Source organism: Brevibacterium sp. Marseille-P9724, assembly GCF_902500275.1.
Taxonomy (GTDB): domain Bacteria; phylum Actinomycetota; class Actinomycetes; order Actinomycetales; family Brevibacteriaceae; genus Brevibacterium.
On record NZ_LR723000.1, the window covers coordinates 13965 to 34076 of the forward strand.

The window sequence follows — 20112 nt, forward strand, 5'->3', positions numbered from 1 at the left end:
CCCAATCTGGGCCGTGAAAAGGCGCAGCCCGCGCTGCAGAGCGGGCCCACGCCGAACGAGGCGAAAACCACATCGGACCGTGCGGCAAGCACACAGAAAAACACGGCATAGTATTGGGGAACCACAGAGAAGGAAACCCATGCTCGACACTCTTGACGCCGCCTCAGCCGGGACGGCTGACATCATCGCCGCCCCGGCGTTCCTCGACCCGCAGAAGATCATCGAATCAGCCGGCCCGTGGATGCTCGCGGTCGTGGCGCTCATTGTCTTCATCGAATCCGGAGTTCTGTTCCCATTCCTGCCCGGTGATTCACTGCTGTTCGTAGCAGGCCTCATGTCCCCGGCAATGGGCGTTCCCCTGTGGCTGCTGATCCCCGTCATCTGGGCGGCCGCCGTCTGTGGTGACCAAGTCGGATACTTCCTCGGCTACAAGTTCGGCCGCAGGTTCTTCAAGGACGACGCGCGCATCCTGTCGACCGCACACCTGCGCCAGGCAGAAGAGTTCTTCGTCAAACACGGTGGGAAATCGCTGTTCCTGGCCCGCTTCGTGCCGATCGTGCGGACCTACGTTCCGCTGGCTGCGGGCGTTGCGCACTACAAGTACCGCAAATTCATCTTCTGGAACGTCGCCGGTGGGCTCACGTGGGGCTTTGTCCTGCCGCTGGCCGGCTACTACCTGGGCACCTTCGCCATCATCCGCGACCACGTGGACCTGTGGGTCATCGTCATCATCGGCCTGTCGCTCATCCCCGTGGCCATCGAAGTCATCCGCGAACGCCGCGCCCTCAAGAAAGAAAAAGCCGCTCGCGAAGCTGCCGGTCCTGCTGAGGCCGCGGACACCGCTGACGACGTAAAATAATCACCCGGAGCGGGCATACAAGCCGTTTCAGAATCTATGCGCACAAGGCGCGAAGGAGTGAAACGATGACTCAGAAGATCAATGCCGCAATCGTCGGCTACGGCAACCTCGGCAAGAGCGTTGAAAAGCTGATAGCCATGCAGCCGGACATGGAGCTCTACGGAATCTTCTCCCGCCGCGACTCACTTGAGACCGACGCTGCCGTCTACCCTGTCGCAGAGGCCGCCGAGCACAAAGACAAAGTCGACCTGCTGTTCCTGTGCCTGGGCTCGGCCACCGATATGCCCCAGCAGGCCGCGTCGTTTGCCGAGAACTTCACAACGGTCGACACCTACGACAACCACCACCTCATCCCCGCCCACCGCGAAAAGATGGACGCCGCGGCAAAGGCCGGGGGCAACATCGCCATGATCTCCACCGGCTGGGACCCCGGCATGTTCTCCATCAACCGCACCATCGGTGAAGCCCTGTTCCCCAACGCCCAGCAGAACACCTTCTGGGGTCCGGGACTGTCGCAGGGACACTCCGATGCCGTGCGCCGGGTTGAAGGTGTCAAAGCCGGCGTACAGTACACGCTGCCGAAAGAAGAGGCCATGCAGGCGGCAAAAGAAGGCCGCGGTGAGGAGATCACCGGTGCGAACGCCCACCGCCGCCGCGTCGTAGCCGTCGCAGACGAAGCCGACCAGGAGCGCATCCGCCAGGAAATCGTGTCGATGCCCGACTACTTCGAACCCTACGAAACGACCGTCGAGTTCGTCAGCCAAGAAGTCTTCGACCGTGAACACCAGGGCATGCCCCACGGTGGCCACGTCATCACCTCGGGCGACCTCGGCGGCACACACCACTCCGTCGAGTTCACCCTCGAACTTGAGCGCAACCCCGACTTCACGGCGGCCGCGCAGCTGGCCTACGGCCGTGCCGCGGTCCGCATGGCCCGCGAAGGCCGCACGGGTGCTGTCACGGTTCTCGAAGTTGCGCCCTACCTGCTGTCGACTGCAAGCCTCGACGAACTCGTAGCCCGCGACATCTGATAGCCCACATGGCTCGTATTGTTCTGGCCCGCCACGGGCAAGCATCCGCGCACGCTGAAGACTATGACGTTCTGTCTGATCTGGGCCGTCAGCAGGCCCGGCTGTTGGGCAGCGCGCTTTCCGCGCTGAAGCTGCGCGAGCCCGTGGTGGCCACCGGCACACTCAAACGGCAGATCGACACGGCGCGGATCATCTTCGGCGCCAATGCTGAGGGTGACGGCGAGGCGGGCAGTGCTGCAGAGGGCGCCGGTGCTGAGGTTCTTCGTGACGAGCGGTTCAACGAATACGATCACCGGCGCGTCATGGCCGACTACACCCCGGAGATGAAGCCGGGTGAGGCCGGGCGGCTGGACCGTGCAATGGCCCTGTGGATGGCCGATGCACAGTCGGACTTCCCGCCCTTTATGCGCAGGGTCATTGCCGCGTACCGGGAGTTCTGTGACCGGTTGCCCGAAGGTCGCGATGGGCTGATCGTCAGCTCCGGGGGTGTGTCCGCGGTGATCTTCGCCTGGCTCATGGCGGGCCGGCCGGAGGTTTTCGCAGGACACGCTCTCGAAGCGCCATCGGCTGAATCTTCCACCGCCGGAATTCTGGACTTCGGTCTGGAAGGGCGCGACTTCACCCAAGAAACAGGGCCGGCAGCGTTTCTCGACTTCGGCGCGGGCATCCCGCTGGACATTGTGGCAGGCCGTCGAAGTGGTGGGTCTGGTCGCGGCTCCGCTGGTGGTTCTGCGCTGTCGGCTGCTGAAACGGCAGACGCGGCGCGGGCTGTTCGCGAAATCGAGCAGGTGGTGCTGTTCAACAGCGAATTCGTCAACGCCTCACTGGGCCAGACGGACGGACGCAGGCTCATCACGTTCAACGAACACGCCCACCTGGGCCCACCCGAAGAAGGCCGCATCACCCCGCACTGATCGGTAAGACGGCAGCCACGTGTTTGTGTACCCCATGCTCGTCTCCTGCAAAAGAGAATCAGCCCGCGCCTTGCGGCTACGGGCTGATCATGATGGTAGAAAGCATAGCACCAAAATGGTGGTGAGCTGATAGTGACAATCGACAACGAGCTTCACTGGCGCCATAGGTCGAGCAAGTGCCGATTCACCTCGCACCAGGCGGCGCGTCTTGCCTAGCGGGTCAGCTGCACTCGGCTGTGGCGTTGTTTGGAACAATGAACGCTATGACTGACCTTTCCTCACCCCGTCTGCGCGCACCCGAACTCGTGGGGCGGCGTTGGATCAACACCGGCGGCAAAGACCTCTCACTGCAGGATCTGCGCGGCAAAATCGTTCTGCTGGACTTCTGGACGTTCTGCTGCATCAACTGCCTGCACGTGCTGGATGAACTGCGCGAAATCGAAGAAAAGTACCACGACGAACTTGTGGTCATCGGCGTGCACTCACCGAAGTTCGAATTCGAGCGCACCGTGGAGGCCGTCGACCAGGCGGTCGAGCGCTACCAGGTGGAGCACATCGTGCTTGACGACCCCGACCTCGTCACCTGGCAGGCCTACACCGCCCGGGCGTGGCCCACACTGGCGCTCATCGACCCCGAGGGCTACCTGGTGGCGAAGATGTCCGGTGAAGGCCACTCGAAGGGCATCACCAGCCTCATCGAAGACCTCGTCGAAGAACACCGCGCCAAGGGCACCCTGCGCTCCGGCGACGACCCTTACGTGGCACCGGAGCCGCGCGAAGGTGAACTGTTCTACCCCGGCAAACTCATCCGCCTGGAAACCGCCGGCCACGAAGGCAATATCCTCGTCGGCGATTCCGGCCACCACAGCCTTGTCGAATACGCCCCTGACGGTGTGACAAAACTGCGCCGCTTCGGGGCCAAAGAACGCGGCTTCGCTGGCGGCCCGGCGTTCGCGCCTGCCACCTCGACAGGCGTCTCAACAGACGCAGCCAACACTGAAACCGCCCAAGCGCGCTTTTCCGAGCCCGGCGGCATGGCTGAGCTCAGCCCAGAACTGGCCGCCAAAGTCGGCTACCACGTGGTTGTCGCCGACACCGTCAACCACGCCCTGCGCGGCCTGAACCTGGACACCGGCGAAGTGACAACCGTCGCGGGCACCGGCGAACAGTACATGGTCGGCGCTGCAGACAACACCGTCGAAGGTCGCAGCACCGAACTGCGCTATAACGGCCCAGCCCGCGGCATCAAGCTGTCCAGCCCGTGGGACGTGCAGTTTGTGCCCGCAACCGGCGACGTCATCATCGCGATGGCCGGCAATCACACCATCTGGGCGTTCAACCCGGAAAAGGCCACCGTCCGCCTGTTCTCCGGCACCATGAACGAAGGCCTCACCGATGGCGGACCGGAAGAAGCGTGGTTCGCTCAGACGTCCGGGCTGGCTCTCACTGCCGAAGGCAAGGTGCTTCTCGCAGATTCGGAAACCTCGGCTCTGCGCAGCCTCGACCCGGCAAACGGCACGGTTGAAACCTATGTGGGCACCGGCCTGTTCGACTTCGGCTTCCAGGACGGACCGTCAGCCGAAGCCCGCCTGCAGCACCCGCTGGGTGTGGCGGAACTGCCGGACGGCTCGATTGCGATCGCCGACACCTACAACGGCGCCATCCGCCGCTATGACCGCACGAGCGACGAAGTCTCCACACTCGCCCGTAACCTGCGCGAACCTTCCGACATCCTCGTGGTCACCCCGGAAGACGGCGACCCCTATCTGCTGGTTGCAGAATCTGCCAACCACTCACTGACCGCCGTGACAATCCCTGCCGAAGCGCTCGAAGTCAATGAAGGCCAAAAACAGACCAAGCGGCCGCCCACGGAAATCGGCGCGGGAGCTATCGACGTTGAAGTCCACTTCACCGTCCCGCAGGGCCAAAAGCTCGACGACCGCTGGGGTGACCCCACCTGGCTGCAGATCTCATCAACCCCACCCGAGCTCATCGCCGACGGCGCCGGGGGAGCGGAGGGACAGACACGCACCATCACCCTGGCCGAGGGGTACGGCGAAGGCGTTCTGCACGTGACGGCCCGCGCGGCATCCTGCGACGGCGAACCGGGCGGCGAAATCCCGCTGCACGCCGCCTGCCACCTGTACCAGCAGGACTGGGGTATTCCGCTGGTCATCCGCGAAGGCGGCCCAAACCGCCTCGACCTGGACCTGCGCGGGGTCTGAACACACTCCTCAATGACGAGGCGCCGCTCAGGTGAGTTAGGAAGCTCGCCTGACCGGCGCCTCGTCATTTCAGGGTTCGATCTGCTCTACCTCTACCTTGCCGTCTTCGCAGGGGGCACTCAGAGCCCGTCACGACCGTGATCACGCGGGCTCTGCGGCTTGGCCAGACCCTGCCAGAATGCAGAATTCCGCCCGTAGTCGGCAACGAGCCTCGGAAGAAGCGGGTCAGCAACTCCGGTTCGGCACGCAATATCGTCGAGCGAGGCGATCACGTCGAGGACGGACCGGGGTTCGAACTGTCCGGCTACCCGCTTTGCCTTGTTGCGCACGTTGTTCGGGGTCGGCCCGGCATCGAGGACAGAATGGTGCCACAGGCGGCTGTGGTGCGCACAGCGGTTTCGAAGATAGACCATTGCCCGCACACGGTAGGCGAATCCCGCTTTGGCGATCCCGGTGCTCGTCGCAACCGCATCGGCAAGTGTGCCTTGGCCGCCGCGTTCGATCACTTTCGACAGGGTGCCGAACGACCAGGCCTCGACGGCTGACCACACAGGCAGTTTGCTGTAGTCTGCTCGGTCGATGCCGGCCTCCCGATAACGGAGGATATGACGATCCTTGCTCCGATCGATGTCGCGCAAACAGAATTCGACGGTCGATTTGCGGTCGCCGATCTCGGTGTAGAAGTCCTCGTCGAGATACCGGCCGTAGGCGCCATGATTGTCGGCGATGACGCGGGCAACGTGTGACCGGAGCACAAGCTCAACGCGGGCGAGAGGAATAACCAGCCGGGCGCGCAGTGCTTCGTCGGCGTCGTAGATTGCCCGAATCTCGTCGAACGAGGAGCCCTGCCGAAAATCATCGTCACCGAGATGAGGGGCCCTCTGGAAATATCGAGCGTAGCCGGAGAACCGGTAGTAGTTTGTCGCTGCGAGGAATTGGGCGCATTCCGCCTTGTCAGGGATAGTGAGGCCTCGGTTGTCTAGAAGGGCGACTTGCTCGTCCCACGACAGCGAAGGTTTCATGCGGCACCCCAGAAAGATAAAGGCCCCTCCCATTTGAGCTTCCACGAGAGGCTTGGGAGGGGGTCGATCAGTCTCAGCATAGCAGGATCGTTTGACAAGTCGCCATCTACGGACGAGGCGCCACTCGGGCTAGTTCAAAAGCTCGCCTGAGCGGCGCCTCGTCATTTCAGGGTTCGATCTGTTCTACCTCTACCTTGCCGTCCTCGGTGAGGATGATGCGGGCAGAGATGAGCGCGGTGACTTCTTCGCTGAAATCGGTTTCGGTGCCGGTGACGGCGTCGCGGTAGTTGCCGGAGACTGTGAACTTCGCTTCGGCTGAGCGCATGAGCAGACCGCCCGACTGTTGGTCCTGCTGACTGCTGCTGCCAGCACTTTTGCCGTCTGTGTTCTCACCGCTGCTGAGCGAGGCCGACCCGTTCGAACTGGAATCGTTCACAAGCTCAACATCCGGGGCGGACACAAGTTCCCACTGAACATCGCCGAGGATCGTGTTGTTCGTTTCATAGCCGAAAGTGCAGCCGGTCGGCATGAGCACTTTCTGCTTTGTGCAGTCTGCAAGCTGTTTGTGCAGCTGAGCCTGAGCCTCTTCGCTCAGCGCTTGGGTGGGCTGAGCCTCGACCGTGACACTGTGCTCTTCACCGGGTTCTACGACGTCAACAGTCTCATAGTCGGCCTTCATATATTTCTGGTTGAAGCCGATCCCGTATTGCAGGGGAAAGAGAACCGGAACGGCGTTCGTGCCGTTTTCCATGGGCTGATTGTTGATGTTGGCAGCCTGCGCCTGGGGACCCCGGACCGACAGCGTGGGCCATTCGTCAACTCGGATTCTCCACTGGCTGTACAGGCCCCACGAACGCGGAAGCCTTTCGACTGTGAACACCGTGGAGTGCGGACTCGACCCGAGAACATAGTCCGCGCGGACCCTTGCCGTGTTCTTTTCAGACTCCTCAACCTTCGTTTTGACCTGGGTGGGCACACCCTGAGCGCCGTCAATGACTTCGTCGGTCATGCCGTCAGTGCTCTGCAGATCGGGTCCAATGACAAAGCCGCGGGCCCGTGCGCCGTCACCATCGGCCAAAGCGCCAAGATAGCGGCTGACAACAGTCGCGGGGGAGTAGCGGGTCAGATTGAAAACCGGCACACTCAAGCCCGCCAGAACAAACAGGACGACAGCCGCACTCAACCATCTGCGCATATCATTCCTTTGCGCTCATAACAGCGGTCGGTGCGGCGTCTGACACGGGATAGGCGCGCATCTGCGCGGTGTCCACTTCGACCCACAGGCGAGTGCCGGGGCGCACAGCCTCATTCTGCTTGGCGATGTCCGCGCCCAGGTCCGGGTGGAGAACACCCCACGCCAGCTCGGTGTTCTCAGCAGCTTCGGCGCTGAAGTCGAACAGGTCGCACTGCAGAGCCAGCCCCACCTCGGTATCGGATGGAGAAAGCGTGATCTGCACTTTCGAATCCTTGTCGTGCAGACCTACGACGAGGGCTTCGAAAACAGCCTCGCCGTCGAAAATCGGTGAGAATTCGTCAAAGGACAGACGGACAGCGCCGGTGGGAATCGTGACGAACACCTTGCCGTCCAGTTCCGTTTTGGCGCGAACCTGCGAATGCCCAATGGAAAGCCAACCGCGCCTGGCCAAACCGGAGAACACATTCACCCCGGCGAGATCCGCGGCCAGGTTAGAGCGCGGAGTGCGAAGCTGCTGGCCGAAATTACCGGCATCAGCAACCTGATCAAGTTCCAAAACGACTGTTCGGCCGCCGATGATTCCCGCATCGACGGCCGAGTCGAGAGCAAAAACAGCCCCCAGTTCGAAGTGATCCAGTGCGTCCAGCAGTCTTCCTCGTATACCTGCTCGGGCACGTGTGGGGATCCCTTCGAACGGCCGGTCTAAGACCAGCCAGGGGCTGTTCCGCGTAAGTGCGGCTGCGATCGTGACAGCTAAGCGCAGTCGACCGCGGTCCGCGGGGTCGAGTTCCTCTGCCCGCCGCCCGTCGACGGTGATGCCGAAGAAGCGGGCTGCCGTATGCACATGCTCAAACCCTGACCGGGCAGCCGCACGGCTGTAGGTCAGGGCGCGAAGCTGGTGCTTGGCATAGCGGATGAGGCTGTCTGACGCTGTGGCTTCCCCCGCCATAGCGCAGACCTCAGTTTTGGTGCAGACGGCCCGAAGGGCAGTCCCCACGTCCTCGCTTTGCCCCATTATGACGAGGCGCTCCGAGGTGCCGATCGGGCCGTCTGTCAGTGGTGTTCCCGAGAACACGACATCGCTGAGGTCAAGTTCAGTCATGTACTCAAGATACCGCTGTTTTCAGACGCCGCTCACCTTGCGTCGGGTCACGACGATCGATGCTGCACCGACTACAACGAGTCCAGCACCGAGCGCAAGTCCGGTGAGATCCCCGCCGGTGCGCGGCATCTGCGAACCTGACTGCTCCTGGGACTGTGCGTAGTCGTCACCGGGAGTGGTGTTGGGAAGTTCGCGGCCCTGCTGCGAACCCGAGGTGTCTGCCTGGCCCCAGTCGACCGCTGCAGTCTGATCGGACTGGTCAGCCTGGTCGGTCTGTTCGGCTTCCGGCACGGTGTCCTCTGCCTGGTCGTCTTCTGCCGACTTCTGTTCCGCGTCGCCTTCAGCCGCCGGCTTTTGAGCTTCCGGTGCTGCTGGCGTCTTGTTCATACCCTCAGCTTCGGACTTAGGGGCCGGGCTGGGAGATTCGGGGGGTGCGGGCTTTTCAGCGTCGGAGGTCTTCTTCTGCGGTTCCGTTTCCTTCTGTTCCGAAGCTGCCTTCTGCTCCGGACTCGTCTTCGCGGACGCCGAGGCAGATCGTGTGGCGTATACCGTGAACGTTGCAGAAGCAACCTGCGCCTTGTCTTCAATCCCGACGCCGGACTGCTCGTTCTTAGCCAGCTTCGTAGCCTCAGCCCAGTTCAGCTGCCCGCCGGACTCGGCTTTGGCTGCTTCAGGCGTGGCAGCCTTGGACTTGCTGGACTCAGATTTCTTGGCGTTGCTGGTTTCAGACTTCTTGTTGTCGGCCTTGTCAGCAGTCTTGTTGTCGGCCTTGTCACCAGCCTGTTCGGTCACGACGGCCTTCTTGCCTTCGACGGTCACCTTGTAGGTGCCCGCGGCGGCCTTCTCTGAAGCGTAGATCCACACCGAGGCATTGCCTGCCGCATCCGTCTTGGCCTGAAGCTCAAACGGCTTCGAAGCCCCGGGTTCCTGCACCTTGAAGGTGTATGTGGCGCCGGGCAGACCGTTCTTCAGGGTCAGGGCTGCACCCTTGCCAGCCTTGGCAAATTCAGCTGACTTCTTCTGAGCGGCGTCCTTCTGCTTCTTCGAAGCGCTGCCGGGCACCTTGACCTGGGCGATTTCTTCCTTGGTCAGGGCAAAGTCAGAGTCCTTGATGCGCTTAGAGCTGAACGACACGGTCGAAGTGGGCAGCTGTTCCTGAGTGACCTTCGGAGTGCTGTCTTCGGCCTTCTTGTCGTCGGACTTGTCTGCCTCAGCCTTGTCGTCCTTCTTGTCGTCTGCCTTTTCGGCAGGCTTCGAGGACTCGCTGGAAGTCGGGCTTTCGCTGGGCTTAGGCGACGGGGAAGCCGAGGGCGTCTCGGACGGAGTGGGCTGTGCCGACTTGGTGCTTTCGCTGGGAGTCGGGGAAGGCGTTTCGCTCGGCTGTGCCGACTTGCTCGTCGGGCTGGGGGTCGGCGAAGGAGTCTCAGACGGCGTCGGCTGCGAGGACGGGCTGGCCGACTTCGTCTCAGCCTTGTCGCCAGCCGGAGTCGAGGGGGATTCGCTCGGCTGGGCCTGGCTGGCCTTCGCTGCCTCGGCGGTCTTTTCGCCGCCTTGACCCGCGGGGGCCTTCGATGCGCCTGCCGGCTTTGCCGAGCCCTCCGGCTGCGGCTTCTGGTCAGACTCTGCAGGCTTGTCGGCTTTGTCCGCGGCCTTGCTGCCGACGGTGAACGCAGCCAGTTCGGTGGCTTCGTTCGTCTTCACGTCCGTGAGGAACAGGCGGTAGCTGCCTTCGGGCACCTTCGAATCCTTCTCGGTCGAGAAGAAGTAGGAGCCCTTAACCACACCGGCTTTCGAAACCGCCAGCTGGGTGTCAGGGGTGTAGGAGATTCCGTCGGTGCCGATGACCGTGACGGTTGCCTTGTCTCCGGGGGTGAAGCCCGTACCGGTGAACTTCAGACCCTGTTTGCTGTCGGCGATCTGCTCGGCAGGAATCGAACTCTGCGCGAGTGAGACGCTGACCTGGCCGGTTTGAGAGTCAGATGACGGAGTGGAGTTCTGGCCGGTTGATGTATCCGGGGCCTGATCCCCGGGAGCGGCAAAAGCGGGAACGGCTGCAAAGCCTGTAACCGCGGCCACTGCGGGGGCAAGAACAAGACTGGGAAGAGTCTTCACAGTTAGCCTTTCGGTTGTGTTGTGAACACACCCAACAAGGCGACGACACCTACCCGCCCAACGAGGTTGAAAGGGGAAGGCACCATCGGTGCGGGGTGTAGGTCAGGTTCAACTGTAAACGATTTTTGCCCCGATGTTAAGAATCTGCTCAATGCGCGTGGTATAAGGCCGATGTAGCCTGGTGACGTGAGTCTCCTATCTGATGGCGAAATCCGGGCCGAACTTGCCGAAGGCCGCATCCGCTTGGACCCGCTGGATGAAAGTCTGGTTCAGCCGGCTTCCGTCGACGTGTGCTTGGATCGCAGCTTCCGGCTGTTCGACAACCACAAGTACTCGGTCATCGACCCATCCCAGGAACAGCCCGAACTGACCCGCCTGGTGGAGACCCACGGCAATGAGCCCTTTGTGCTGCACCCCGGTGAGTTTGTGCTCGCCTCGACCCTCGAAGTCGTGACCCTGCCAACCGACATCGCGGCCCGCCTGGAAGGCAAGTCGAGCCTCGGCCGCCTGGGGCTGCTCACCCACTCCACCGCAGGCTTCATCGACCCCGGGTTCTCTGGCCACGTGACCCTCGAACTGTCGAACGTCGCCACTTTGCCCATCACCCTGTGGCCGGGCATGAAGATCGGCCAGCTGTGCTTCTTCCGTCTGGGCGCGCAGGCTCAGCGCCCCTACGGAGCCGACCCGGCAACCGCGAACCGCTACATGGGACAGCGCGGCCCCACGGCTTCGCGGTCCTTTGAGAACTTCTACCGCGCACCTATGAACCAGGAGGACCCACGCTGATGTCCCAGGTCGCTGATCCGCAGACCCTGCGAAGCCAACACCTGCTGCTTGTCGACAACACGATTCTCGACAGCGACATCGACGTTCTCCTGTCAAACGTGCTGCCGCGTGTCGAAACCGACGGCGCTGTGCGAACGCTCAGCCGATACTCCACGCTGACCGGACCGCTGAAGATCACTGCCAGCGCTGCCGCAGAAGCCCAGATCCCAACCATTTTCCGCAAGGCCTACGCGCTGTCCACTCCGCGAGAGCGCGAACCAGAGCCTCCACCGGAATGGTTCTTCCACTCCGAGGGAATCGAAAAGCTGTTTCCGAACGGGCTGCCGATTCGCGAAGAAGAGCGCGGCATCGAACTGCTCATAGCGCTCGCTCGCCGCCTGCACTCTGCTGTGCGGATAGCCGACGATGCCGAACCCGGCGGGCACGAGCGGATCATCGCGCCCGATCCCAGCGCTCACCCCGCAATCACCGTGTTCTCCCCTTACTGGATCACTTCGGACCTCCTGATGCCCCACATCAAAAACGCGGTGCCGGAAGGCAAGGTGGTCGACACCTCGGCCTATGTTCCCGAAGACCAAGAACTCGACGGCTACTCCCTCGACGTCGATCTGGGCGAGGGGCGAGGGCTGATCGAACTGGGCGTCATCGTCGAAACCGCCCTGCCGACAATCGTGGAGCGCTTCGCCGACGGCCCCCAGGTGGCCTACTCGATCCGCTGGCACGCAGATGATGACGACGATTCTTCGCGCGCGCACCGGCGGATTCGCAAAACCGCCGGAAGCATCATCGGCGACCTCGCCGCAGCGGTCGTCGAAGCCACTGGTGGGGCGGCGGTCGACCGCGACGGCTTCCTGCTCGCGGAACACCAGCTGAAGGGGTGATGCTCACGCGGCAAAGCCGGGTATGCAAAAATATTCACTGATTTTCTAACCCCGGGGGGGCGCAATGGCGACGATTCTTCTGAGTTTCTTTGCCGCCGCCCTGCTCGCCCCGATGCTGTTTCGTGTTTTCGAACGCGGGGCGTTCTTCATTCTCGCCGCAGTTCCAGCGGCAGGCTTCCTCTACACGATCCTCAATTCGGCCCCGGTGCTCGATGCTGCCGGTGCGCCGCCTGTGCGCCAGGAGTTTTCGTGGCTTCCCGAACTCGGGATGAGCATCGTCTTCCAACTAGATGCTCTGTCGTGGATCATGTCGCTCATCGTCACGGGTGTAGGCGCACTCATCTTTATCTACAGCGCGCGCTACTTCGAAGCGGACGACTGGTCGCTCAGCCGGTTTGCCAGCGTCCTCATGGCCTTTGCCGGCATGATGTACGGCCTGGTGATTGCCGATGAGCTGCTGGTCATCTTCATCTTCTGGGAAGGCACCACGGTCTTCAGCTACCTGCTGATCGGCCATTTCAACACGCGCGTGCAGTCCCGCCGTTCCGCCCTGCAGGCTCTCATCGTGACCACGTTCGGCGGTCTGGCAATGCTCGTGGGCATTGTGTTCCTCGCCGCCAGCTACGGAACCATGAGCCTCACCCGGATTGTCCAGACAGGCTACCCGGACTCCGGAACGTACCCCATGGTCATTGCGGGCGTTCTTCTGCTGCTGGTCGGAGCGATGGCGAAATCCGCCCTGCTGCCCTTCCACTTCTGGCTTCCCGGCGCGATGGCCGCCCCCACCCCCGTCAGCGCCTATCTGCACGCCGCCGCGATGGTCAAAGCGGGCATCTACCTGATCCTGCGCTTGGCGCCGGGCTTTTCGACAATGCCCGGCTGGCAGCCCGTCTTGCTGACGGTCGGCATCAGCACCATGCTTTTGGGTGCGTGGCGGGCGCTCAAACAGTACGACCTCAAACTCATTCTGGCCTACGGCACCGTGTCCCAGCTTGGACTTCTTGCCGTCATGGCAAGCTTCGGCACAGCCAGCATCACGATGGCCGCTCTGGCGATGCTGGTCTCCCACTCCCTGTTCAAATCGACGCTGTTCCTGGTGGTCGGCATCATCGACCACTGGGCGGGAACCCGTGACCTGCGCAAACTCTCCGGCTTCGGGCGCGAAGACCCACTGCTTGCGGCAGTCGGAACGATCGCGGCGGCCTCCATGGCCGGAGTGCCCCCGCTGTTGGGCTTTGTGGCAAAAGAAGCCTCCTACGGAACCCTGCTGGACGACGGTTCCACCGGGGCGACTATCGCGCTGATCGGCATTTTTGTGGGATCGGTGTTCACCTTCGCCTACGCGGTGCGGTTCGTGTGGGGTGCGTTCTTCAGCAAACCAGAAGTCGAAGCCGTCGCACCGGGCAACACCCACCCAATCCTGATTCTGCCGACCGTGGTGTTGGCCGCGGGCATCGTTTCGTTTGGCCTGTTCCCGGGTGCGCTGCAGGTCCTCCTGCAGACCTACGTGCTGTTCGTCCCACCGGCTGCCGGGGAGTCCGAACTCGTCGAACTCAGCCTGTGGCACGGCTTCAACCCAGCACTCGGCCTGTCGGCAGCGACCATCCTCTTGGGCGCGCTGACGGCCTGGATCTCCGGCCGAGACGCACGCCTGCACAAGTACGTGCCCGAAATCGACTTCAACGAGGGCTACCGTCGTGCAATCCAAGGTCTCGAACGCACCGCCGCGTTCGTCACCGCCCGCACACAGCGCGGTTCGCTGCCGTTCTACCAGGCGGTGATCCTCCTGGTGACAGTCGGATCGCTCATCGCTGCGCTCGCGCTCAACCGCACGTGGCCCGACCGGCTGACCCTCGCAGACAGCTGGCAGCAGTGGGCTGTTGCGGCCACACTGATAGCCGCAACCATCGGCGTGCTCATGATGAAGAAGCGCTTTGCCGCGGTCGTCGTCGTAAGCATCTCCGGCTACGCGATGGTGGCTTTCTTCGCCTTCCAGGGTGCTCCTGACCTCGCCCTGACCCAGGGGCTGGTCGAAACGATCACTCTCGTCGTCTTCATCCTCGTGCTGCGTCGACTGCCCGGTGACATGTCCAGCGGACAACCCAAGCGGAAGCTCAAACAGACAGTGCGCATCACCCTGGCAGTGGCCTTCGGCGCTGTTATGGCAGTCGGCACGATTGTGGCGATGGCCGCCCGCACTGAACGGCCGGTCTCATCGGACTGGGGCGTTCTGGCGTGGCTCGGCGGACACGGCAAGAACATCGTCAACGTGACACTCGTCGACATTCGCGCCTGGGACACCCTGGGCGAACTCGCCGTGGTCGTCGTGGCCGCCACCGGCATCGCCAGCCTCATCTTCATCAACAACCGGGGAGCCTCGCTGCAGCGCATGCAAGCAGACAGCGCCCGCGGCCGCCAGCGGGGCATCCTGTGGCGCTTCAACCCGGTTCACGACGCCGTGTCCAGCGAAGGCGCCGACGTGTCCCGCTACCCGCAGAACTACCGAAACGCGCCGGAAGCTGCCGATGAAGTCAGCAGCCGAGGCGCCTGGCTTCTGGCCGGCCGAACGCTCAACCCGCGCAACCGGTCAATCATCCTCGAAGTCACCGTCCGGCTGCTTTTCCACCCCGTCATGGTGTTCTCCGTCTACCTGCTGTTCGCCGGTCACAACCTGCCCGGCGGCGGCTTCGCAGCGGGGCTGGTGGCCGGCATCGCCTTCATCATGCGCTACCTGGCCGGTGGCCGCTGGGAACTGGCAGAAGCCGCACCCATCAATGCGGGAGTTCTGCTGGGCCTGGGCATGACGCTTGCCGCTCTGACCGCCCTGGGCGGACTCCTGTGGGGCGATGCAGTGCTCTCCAGCGTGTTCGTGGAAATCCCGCTGGGCTCCCTGGGCGACATCGCATTCGGCACCTCGACGCTCTTCGACATCGGCGTGTACCTCATCGTCCTGGGACTCATGCTCGACATCCTCCGCACCCTCGGCGCACAGGTGGACCGCCACCAGGAAGAAGACGAACGCCGCCTGACCCAGGCGCTGTCGGACGTTGACGAAAGCTTCGACACTTCCCGCATGCACGCCATCATGGGCCGCATCGACCGGCTGGACGGTGCCGGCCAGCACAGGGGTGATTCGCTGTGACCGTACCTCTCATCATGGCCGCAGCCATGGGCGTCATGTTCGCAGGCGGCGTCTACCTCATGCTGTCGCGCTCGCTGACCCGCGTGCTGCTGGGAATCGTGCTCTTCGGCAACGCCGTCAACCTCCTGCTGGTGCTCACCTCCGGAAAACCGGGACGCGCACCCCTGACAGACGGAGAGAACCTGTCCACGGCGGGAATGTCAGACCCCCTGCCGCACGCACTGACGCTCACCGCAATCGTCATCACCTTCGGTGTGACCGCGTTCATGCTTGCAATGATCTACCGGTCCTGGAGGCTCATGAGGCGCGAAAACCTCGACGACGACCTCGAAGACATCCGCATCGGGCTGCAGTCGCGCGCCACCATGGGCGATGAGGGAGATGTTTCCGAAGAACAGGACGACACCGAGTTCGGCGGTGACGCGGAATTCCCCGTCACCGGGGCCGTCAAACTGCTGGACCTCGACGGCGAACCAGACGATCAGCGAACAGCACACGATGAGCCAAACGGCACCTCGGCACAGCAGCGGGAAAGGGGAGAGGACTCATGACACTCGCAGCCCTTGTTCCGCTGCCGGTTGTGCTGCCGCTGCTGGGAGCCGGCATCAACCTGCTGGCGGGAATGCGCGTGCGCCTGCAGAACCTGGTGACAGTCGTGACGCTGGTGGCCATGCTCGGCATCAGCGGTGTGCTCCTCTGGGCCACAGACAACCAGGGCATCCAAGTGGTCGCAGTCGGAGCATGGGAACTTCCGTTCGGCATTGCGCTCGTAGTCGACCGACTCTCAGCGCTCATGCTGGTGGTCTCAATGTTCGTCACCCTCAGCGTATTCATCTACGCAGTCGGCCAGGAGATGACCGACGACTCCGACCAGTCACCCGTGTCGGTGTTCAATCCCGCCTACCTCATCCTTTGCGCTGGTGTGGCAGCTTCGTTCATAGCCGGCGATCTCTTCAACCTCTACGTGGGCTTCGAGATGCTGCTGGTGGCGTCATTTGTGCTCATCACAATCGGCGTGACCCCAGAGCGCGTGCGCGTAGGCGCCACCTACATCGTCGTATCCCTGCTGAGCTCGCTCATCTTCCTCGGCTCCATAGGCTTCATCTACGCGGCAACCGGAACCGTCAACATGGCCGACCTGGCCGTCAAACTCAGCATGCTGCCGGACGATGTCCAGCTGTTCCTCCACATAGCGCTCCTGCTGGGCTTCGGCATCAAAGCCGCGGTCTTCCCGCTGTCCTTCTGGCTTCCCGACTCCTATCCGACGGCACCGGCGCCGGTCACCGCGGTGTTCGCCGGGCTGCTGACAAAAGTCGGCATCTACGCCATCATCCGCACCGAAACCCTGCTGTTCTTCAGCCAGTCGCTGCGCACTCCGCTGCTCATAGTCGCAGGGCTGACGCTCATAGTCGGCATCCTCGGCGCCGTCGCCCAAACCGACCTCAAGCGAATGCTTTCTTTTACGCTCGTATCCCACATCGGCTACCTGCTGTTCGGCGTCGCCCTGGGAACGGAATTGGGACTGGCCGCTGCGCTGTACTACACCGTCCACCACATCGTTGTGCAGACCACGCTGTTCCTCGCCGTCGGACTCATCGAACAGCGGACCGGAACCACAAAGATCAGCGCACTCGGCGGTCTTATGACCCTGTCGCCAGCACTGTCGTGGATCTTCCTGATACCCGCGCTCAACCTCGGCGGCATTCCTCCGCTGTCAGGGTTCATCGGCAAGGTGGCCCTGTTCTTCGCCGGTGTCTTCGACGCAGACTGGCTGACCATCACACTCGTGGCCATCGGCGCGCTCACCAGCCTGCTGACGCTCTACGTCATGGGCCGCACGTGGAACCAGGTGTTCTGGCGCTCCCCGGTCGAAGCCCCCGAACGGCTGCCGGAAACCGAACAGCTCATCAGCCAGATCAAAGCGATCAAAGGCGCACGGGCAATCGGTGCGACTGAACCCGACCGTGAGAAGCTGCCCGGCCCCATGGCCCGGCCCGCAGTGCTGATGCTCGCGGTGTCAATTGCGCTGACGGTTTTCGCCGGACCGCTGTGGAGGACAGCCGAAAACGCGGCAGCCAACCTCATCGATCCGCGCATCTACGTGTCAGCAGTGTTCGAAGTCGGACAGGACGAAACACCGAACCCGGACGGCAAATCCGTCCCGCCGGGCTACTCCGACGACATTTCCGAAGCCTCCGACCAGTACGAAGGTGCCCACGAAAGGGGAGGTGAGCAATGACGAACCGACCCACACCCAAACCGGAAGGGACCGCGCACAGCGGCCCCGGCACCTCGGCCGGTCAGCCGCCGAAAAAACAGAAGCCGGGAAAGCAGGAGCCTAAGAGCAAGGCGGCGCGCATCGCCGACAAAAAGGCTCTGCGGTGGGCGCTGCTGCGGCAGCTTCTGCTGACCACCGGACTGGTTGTTCTGTGGATCATGCTGTGGGACGCCTGGTCAGTTGTGCACATTGTCGCCGGCATTATCGTCGCGGTCATTGTCACGCGCCTTTTCTACCTGCCGCCGATCGAACTTTCCGGCCGCATCAACCCGTGGTATTTCGCGGTGTACCTGGCATGGTTTGCCGGGCAGCTGGTTCGGGGCGCTCTCGAAGTGGCGGCCGTTGCGCTTAGGCCGCGCAAAACCGCTCCCGGCAGTGTGATCGCAGTCGATCTGCACACCAGATCAGACCTGCTCATCACAGTCATTGCGCAGACTGCCGGACTGATCCCCGGCACATTCGTCACCGAGGTTGACCGCGCTCGCGGCGTCATCTTCCTCCACGTGCTCGACTGCAACACGGACGAACAGATTGAGCGCGCCCGCGAACTGGCCTTGGAAATCGAGGTGCATGTCATCAAGGCGATCGGCTCGGAACATGACATCCACGTGCTCAACGAATCACGCATCGCCCAGGGGCAGAAGCCCGTTCTGGGTGGACGCACAATGGATGACCTCAAAGCGAAGCAGGGTGCTGAGAAGTCCGGCGCGACACACCCAGCCGACAATCCCGCGGCCGGAAAGTCAGCCGGTGCTGAGAACAGCAGAGAGGGCGGTGCCTGATGGAGTTTGATCCTCGCGTTGCAGTAGTCGTCCTGCCCGCAGCCTTTGTGCTGTTCTCCATTGCCGCAGCGGTCGCCATTGCGCGGATCGTCCGCGGCCCTGCGATCCTCGACCGCATGATCGCCACCGATGTTCTGCTGTCGACCATGCTGTGCTCTTTCGCCGTGTTCATGGCCGTAACCGGTCGGACTGACCTGCAGTTCATCCTGCTGGCCATGGCGTTCTTCGGCTTTGTCGGTTCAGTCGCGGTGTCGCGCTACGTGGCCCGCTCCGAGAACACGGCACAGCTGGCCCCTCCCGCAGACTCGGACCAGGGCGCCTCGGCCGACAGCACAGCAGACCCCAGCCCAACAGAAGAGGGCCGCCCATGAGCCTCGTCATTTCGATCATTCTGAGCGTGCTCATCCTCCTGTCCGGCGTCCTCTCGATTGCCGCGGCAGCCGGGCTCATGCGCTTTCCCGACCTGCTGTCGCGCCTGCACTCAGGATCAAAACCGCAGGTGTTCGGCCTCATTTCGGTGCTCATCGTCGTTGCGGTCACCCATCCGAGCTTCGGGCTGATCACCACCTGCCTGCTCATTGCGTGCTTCCAGATGGCAACCGCCCCGGTCGGCGCCCACATGATCGGCCGCGCGGGCTACCGGACCCGTCACCTGCGGCGTGCACAGCTGTACCGTGACGAGCTTGCCGATGCCGTGTCCCGCGCCGAAGCTCGCGAAGTGACCGCCCGCACCGAAGCCTTCGGGCAGGGGAGTGCGGATGATGATTCTTACGATGCGCCGCATGCCTCCCCGGACGAAGCCGCCGGTGGGCTGGACGTAGGCGGAACGGACCCGTCGGGCCCTGAAAGCCAGGCTGAAGCCGCTCGCGGTGAGGACCGGTCGGAGGACCGGGACGCAGGCGAACCCCGCGCTGATTTCGATGATGAGCCCAGCGAAGGAGAAAACCGTGAGTGAAGCAGACACCAGCCGCGAAAACCCGCTGCTGCGTACCGCGCGGACCCGGCCCGTGTTCGGCACTTTCGTGATCGAGTTCTTCAGTCCCGGACTGCCGACCCTGCTGAAACAGGCGGGAGCGGACTGGGTGCTGCTGGATCTCGAACATTCGGGCCTTGGCCTGGACTCTGCGCGAGCCCCCATCGCGGTGGGCCGACAGGCGGGCATCACGACGGTGGTGCGAGTTCCCGGCCCGCACCAGCACTTGGTGTCTACAGCGCTCGACGCGGGCGCTGACGCCATCATGGTTCCGTGGGTTGAATCGGCTGAAGAAGCCGAGCGGATCGCTTCGTGGACCAAGTACCCGCCTGTGGGCGTGCGCGGTTCGGCTTTTGGAATTGCCGGAGACCAGTACGTGGGCGGAACGGCGGAAGTCGCACAGCGCGCAGCAGACGCCCGCACGTTCTTCCTCCCGCAGATCGAAACCCCCGGCGCTTTGGACGACGTCAGCGCTATCGCCGCATTGCCCGGTGTCGACGTGCCGTTTGTCGGTCCGCTCGACCTGTCGACGAATCTGGGGGTGCCCGGAAACTTCACCGCTCCCGTGCTCGAACGCGCCCTCGAACAGGTTCTGGAAGCGTGTGCCGCGCACGGCAAGGTACCCGGCATCTTCGCCCCGACCGTCGAACTTGCCCGCCGTTGGTCCGACATGGGCTTTCGGATGGTGTCGCTGGCCGCGGACACGGCTCTGCTGCGCTGGGCCTTTGCCGACGGCCTGGAGGCGCTGCGCAGGGGCAGTGCTTCCGAGGGCGCTGTTTCGGAAGGGCCCGCCTCAGAGGCGTGACAAAA

Annotated in this window: 17 protein-coding genes; 13 read left to right on the top strand and 4 right to left on the bottom strand. The window is 63.0% G+C overall.

From position 1 onward, the window contains the following. The first annotated feature begins 139 nt into the window (after positions 1-139). From GC119_RS10235 to GC119_RS10250, 4 genes are all read left to right on the top strand, one after another. Positions 140-859, top strand: coding sequence for a DedA family protein (locus GC119_RS10235; protein WP_151953088.1), 720 nt, complete (start codon positions 140-142; stop codon positions 857-859). Between the two features lie 65 nt (positions 860-924). Then, on the top strand, positions 925-1890 hold the full coding sequence (locus tag GC119_RS10240) for a diaminopimelate dehydrogenase (RefSeq protein ID WP_151953089.1): 966 nt from the start codon (positions 925-927) through the stop codon (positions 1888-1890). A gap of 8 nt (positions 1891-1898) precedes the next feature. Continuing rightward, on the top strand, positions 1899-2804 hold the full coding sequence (locus GC119_RS10245; protein ID WP_151953090.1) for a histidine phosphatase family protein: 906 nt from the start codon (positions 1899-1901) through the stop codon (positions 2802-2804). 263 nt (positions 2805-3067) lie between these two features. Continuing rightward, the gene (locus GC119_RS10250) at positions 3068-5029 is read left to right on the top strand and encodes an NHL domain-containing thioredoxin family protein (protein ID WP_151953091.1); all 1962 of its coding nucleotides are present in this window, start codon (positions 3068-3070) and stop codon (positions 5027-5029) included. 119 nt (positions 5030-5148) lie between these two features. On the opposite strand, the gene GC119_RS10255 is transcribed toward GC119_RS10250, so the two are convergent. The 4 genes from GC119_RS10255 to GC119_RS10270 form a co-directional block, all read right to left on the bottom strand. Continuing rightward, positions 5149-6051 carry an Abi family protein gene (locus tag GC119_RS10255; protein ID WP_070777095.1) on the bottom strand — a complete coding sequence of 301 codons (903 nt, stop codon included), beginning with the start codon at positions 6049-6051 and terminating at the stop codon, positions 5149-5151. 166 nt (positions 6052-6217) lie between these two features. Continuing rightward, on the bottom strand, positions 6218-7246 hold the full coding sequence (locus tag GC119_RS10260; protein ID WP_070777096.1) for a hypothetical protein: 1029 nt from the start codon (positions 7244-7246) through the stop codon (positions 6218-6220). Position 7247: 1 nt separating this feature from the next. After that, positions 7248-8348, bottom strand: coding sequence for a hypothetical protein (locus GC119_RS10265; RefSeq protein WP_070777097.1), 1101 nt, complete (start codon positions 8346-8348; stop codon positions 7248-7250). Between the two features lie 21 nt (positions 8349-8369). Continuing rightward, positions 8370-10460, bottom strand: a complete 2091-nt coding sequence (locus tag GC119_RS10270; protein WP_151953092.1) for a hypothetical protein — start codon at positions 10458-10460, stop codon at positions 8370-8372. Positions 10461-10646: 186 nt separating this feature from the next. Between GC119_RS10270 and dcd the strand changes: the two genes are divergently transcribed. The 9 genes from dcd (at position 10647) to GC119_RS10315 (ending at position 20107) form a co-directional block, all read left to right on the top strand. Further along, positions 10647-11246, top strand: a complete 600-nt coding sequence (gene dcd / locus GC119_RS10275; RefSeq protein ID WP_070575450.1) for a dCTP deaminase — start codon at positions 10647-10649, stop codon at positions 11244-11246. Then, on the top strand, positions 11246-12127 hold the full coding sequence (locus GC119_RS10280; RefSeq protein WP_070575452.1) for a hypothetical protein: 882 nt from the start codon (positions 11246-11248) through the stop codon (positions 12125-12127). Before dcd ends, GC119_RS10280 begins: the two co-directional genes overlap by 1 nt. A gap of 64 nt (positions 12128-12191) precedes the next feature. Beyond that, entirely contained in the window at positions 12192-15269 is a 3078-nt protein-coding gene (locus GC119_RS10285; protein WP_151953093.1) for a Na+/H+ antiporter subunit A, read from the top strand. Continuing rightward, positions 15266-15820 carry a Na(+)/H(+) antiporter subunit C gene (locus GC119_RS10290; RefSeq protein WP_070575459.1) on the top strand — a complete coding sequence of 185 codons (555 nt, stop codon included), beginning with the start codon at positions 15266-15268 and terminating at the stop codon, positions 15818-15820. Before GC119_RS10285 ends, GC119_RS10290 begins: the two co-directional genes overlap by 4 nt. After that, on the top strand, positions 15817-17508 hold the full coding sequence (locus tag GC119_RS10295) for a Na+/H+ antiporter subunit D (protein ID WP_151953094.1): 1692 nt from the start codon (positions 15817-15819) through the stop codon (positions 17506-17508). The genes GC119_RS10290 and GC119_RS10295 overlap by 4 nt, the downstream gene beginning before the upstream one ends. Then, entirely contained in the window at positions 17505-18329 is an 825-nt protein-coding gene (locus GC119_RS10300; protein ID WP_151953095.1) for a Na+/H+ antiporter subunit E, read from the top strand. The genes GC119_RS10295 and GC119_RS10300 overlap by 4 nt, the downstream gene beginning before the upstream one ends. Further along, positions 18329-18700, top strand: a complete 372-nt coding sequence (locus GC119_RS10305; protein ID WP_151953096.1) for a monovalent cation/H+ antiporter complex subunit F — start codon at positions 18329-18331, stop codon at positions 18698-18700. The genes GC119_RS10300 and GC119_RS10305 overlap by 1 nt, the downstream gene beginning before the upstream one ends. Further along, positions 18697-19284, top strand: a complete 588-nt coding sequence (gene mnhG / locus GC119_RS10310; RefSeq protein ID WP_070575469.1) for a monovalent cation/H(+) antiporter subunit G — start codon at positions 18697-18699, stop codon at positions 19282-19284. Before GC119_RS10305 ends, mnhG begins: the two co-directional genes overlap by 4 nt. Continuing rightward, on the top strand, positions 19277-20107 hold the full coding sequence (locus GC119_RS10315; protein WP_193215657.1) for an HpcH/HpaI aldolase family protein: 831 nt from the start codon (positions 19277-19279) through the stop codon (positions 20105-20107). The genes mnhG and GC119_RS10315 overlap by 8 nt, the downstream gene beginning before the upstream one ends. Positions 20108-20112 lie beyond the last annotated feature (5 nt).

Bases quoted from the DNA above. Each gene is read 5' to 3' on its own strand.
- GC119_RS10235 (WP_151953088.1), top strand. From the start codon at position 140: ATGCTCGACACTCTTGACGCCGCCTCAGCCGGGACGGCTGACATCATC.
- GC119_RS10240 (WP_151953089.1), top strand. From the start codon at position 925: ATGACTCAGAAGATCAATGCCGCAATCGTCGGCTACGGCAACCTCGGC.
- GC119_RS10245 (WP_151953090.1), top strand. From the start codon at position 1,899: ATGGCTCGTATTGTTCTGGCCCGCCACGGGCAAGCATCCGCGCACGCT.
- GC119_RS10250 (WP_151953091.1), top strand. From the start codon at position 3,068: ATGACTGACCTTTCCTCACCCCGTCTGCGCGCACCCGAACTCGTGGGG.
- GC119_RS10255 (WP_070777095.1), bottom strand. From the start codon at position 6,051: ATGAAACCTTCGCTGTCGTGGGACGAGCAAGTCGCCCTTCTAGACAAC.
- GC119_RS10260 (WP_070777096.1), bottom strand. From the start codon at position 7,246: ATGCGCAGATGGTTGAGTGCGGCTGTCGTCCTGTTTGTTCTGGCGGGC.
- GC119_RS10265 (WP_070777097.1), bottom strand. From the start codon at position 8,348: ATGACTGAACTTGACCTCAGCGATGTCGTGTTCTCGGGAACACCACTG.
- GC119_RS10280 (WP_070575452.1), top strand. From the start codon at position 11,246: ATGTCCCAGGTCGCTGATCCGCAGACCCTGCGAAGCCAACACCTGCTG.
- GC119_RS10285 (WP_151953093.1), top strand. From the start codon at position 12,192: ATGGCGACGATTCTTCTGAGTTTCTTTGCCGCCGCCCTGCTCGCCCCG.
- GC119_RS10295 (WP_151953094.1), top strand. From the start codon at position 15,817: ATGACACTCGCAGCCCTTGTTCCGCTGCCGGTTGTGCTGCCGCTGCTG.
- GC119_RS10300 (WP_151953095.1), top strand. From the start codon at position 17,505: ATGACGAACCGACCCACACCCAAACCGGAAGGGACCGCGCACAGCGGC.
- GC119_RS10305 (WP_151953096.1), top strand. From the start codon at position 18,329: ATGGAGTTTGATCCTCGCGTTGCAGTAGTCGTCCTGCCCGCAGCCTTT.
- mnhG (WP_070575469.1), top strand. From the start codon at position 18,697: ATGAGCCTCGTCATTTCGATCATTCTGAGCGTGCTCATCCTCCTGTCC.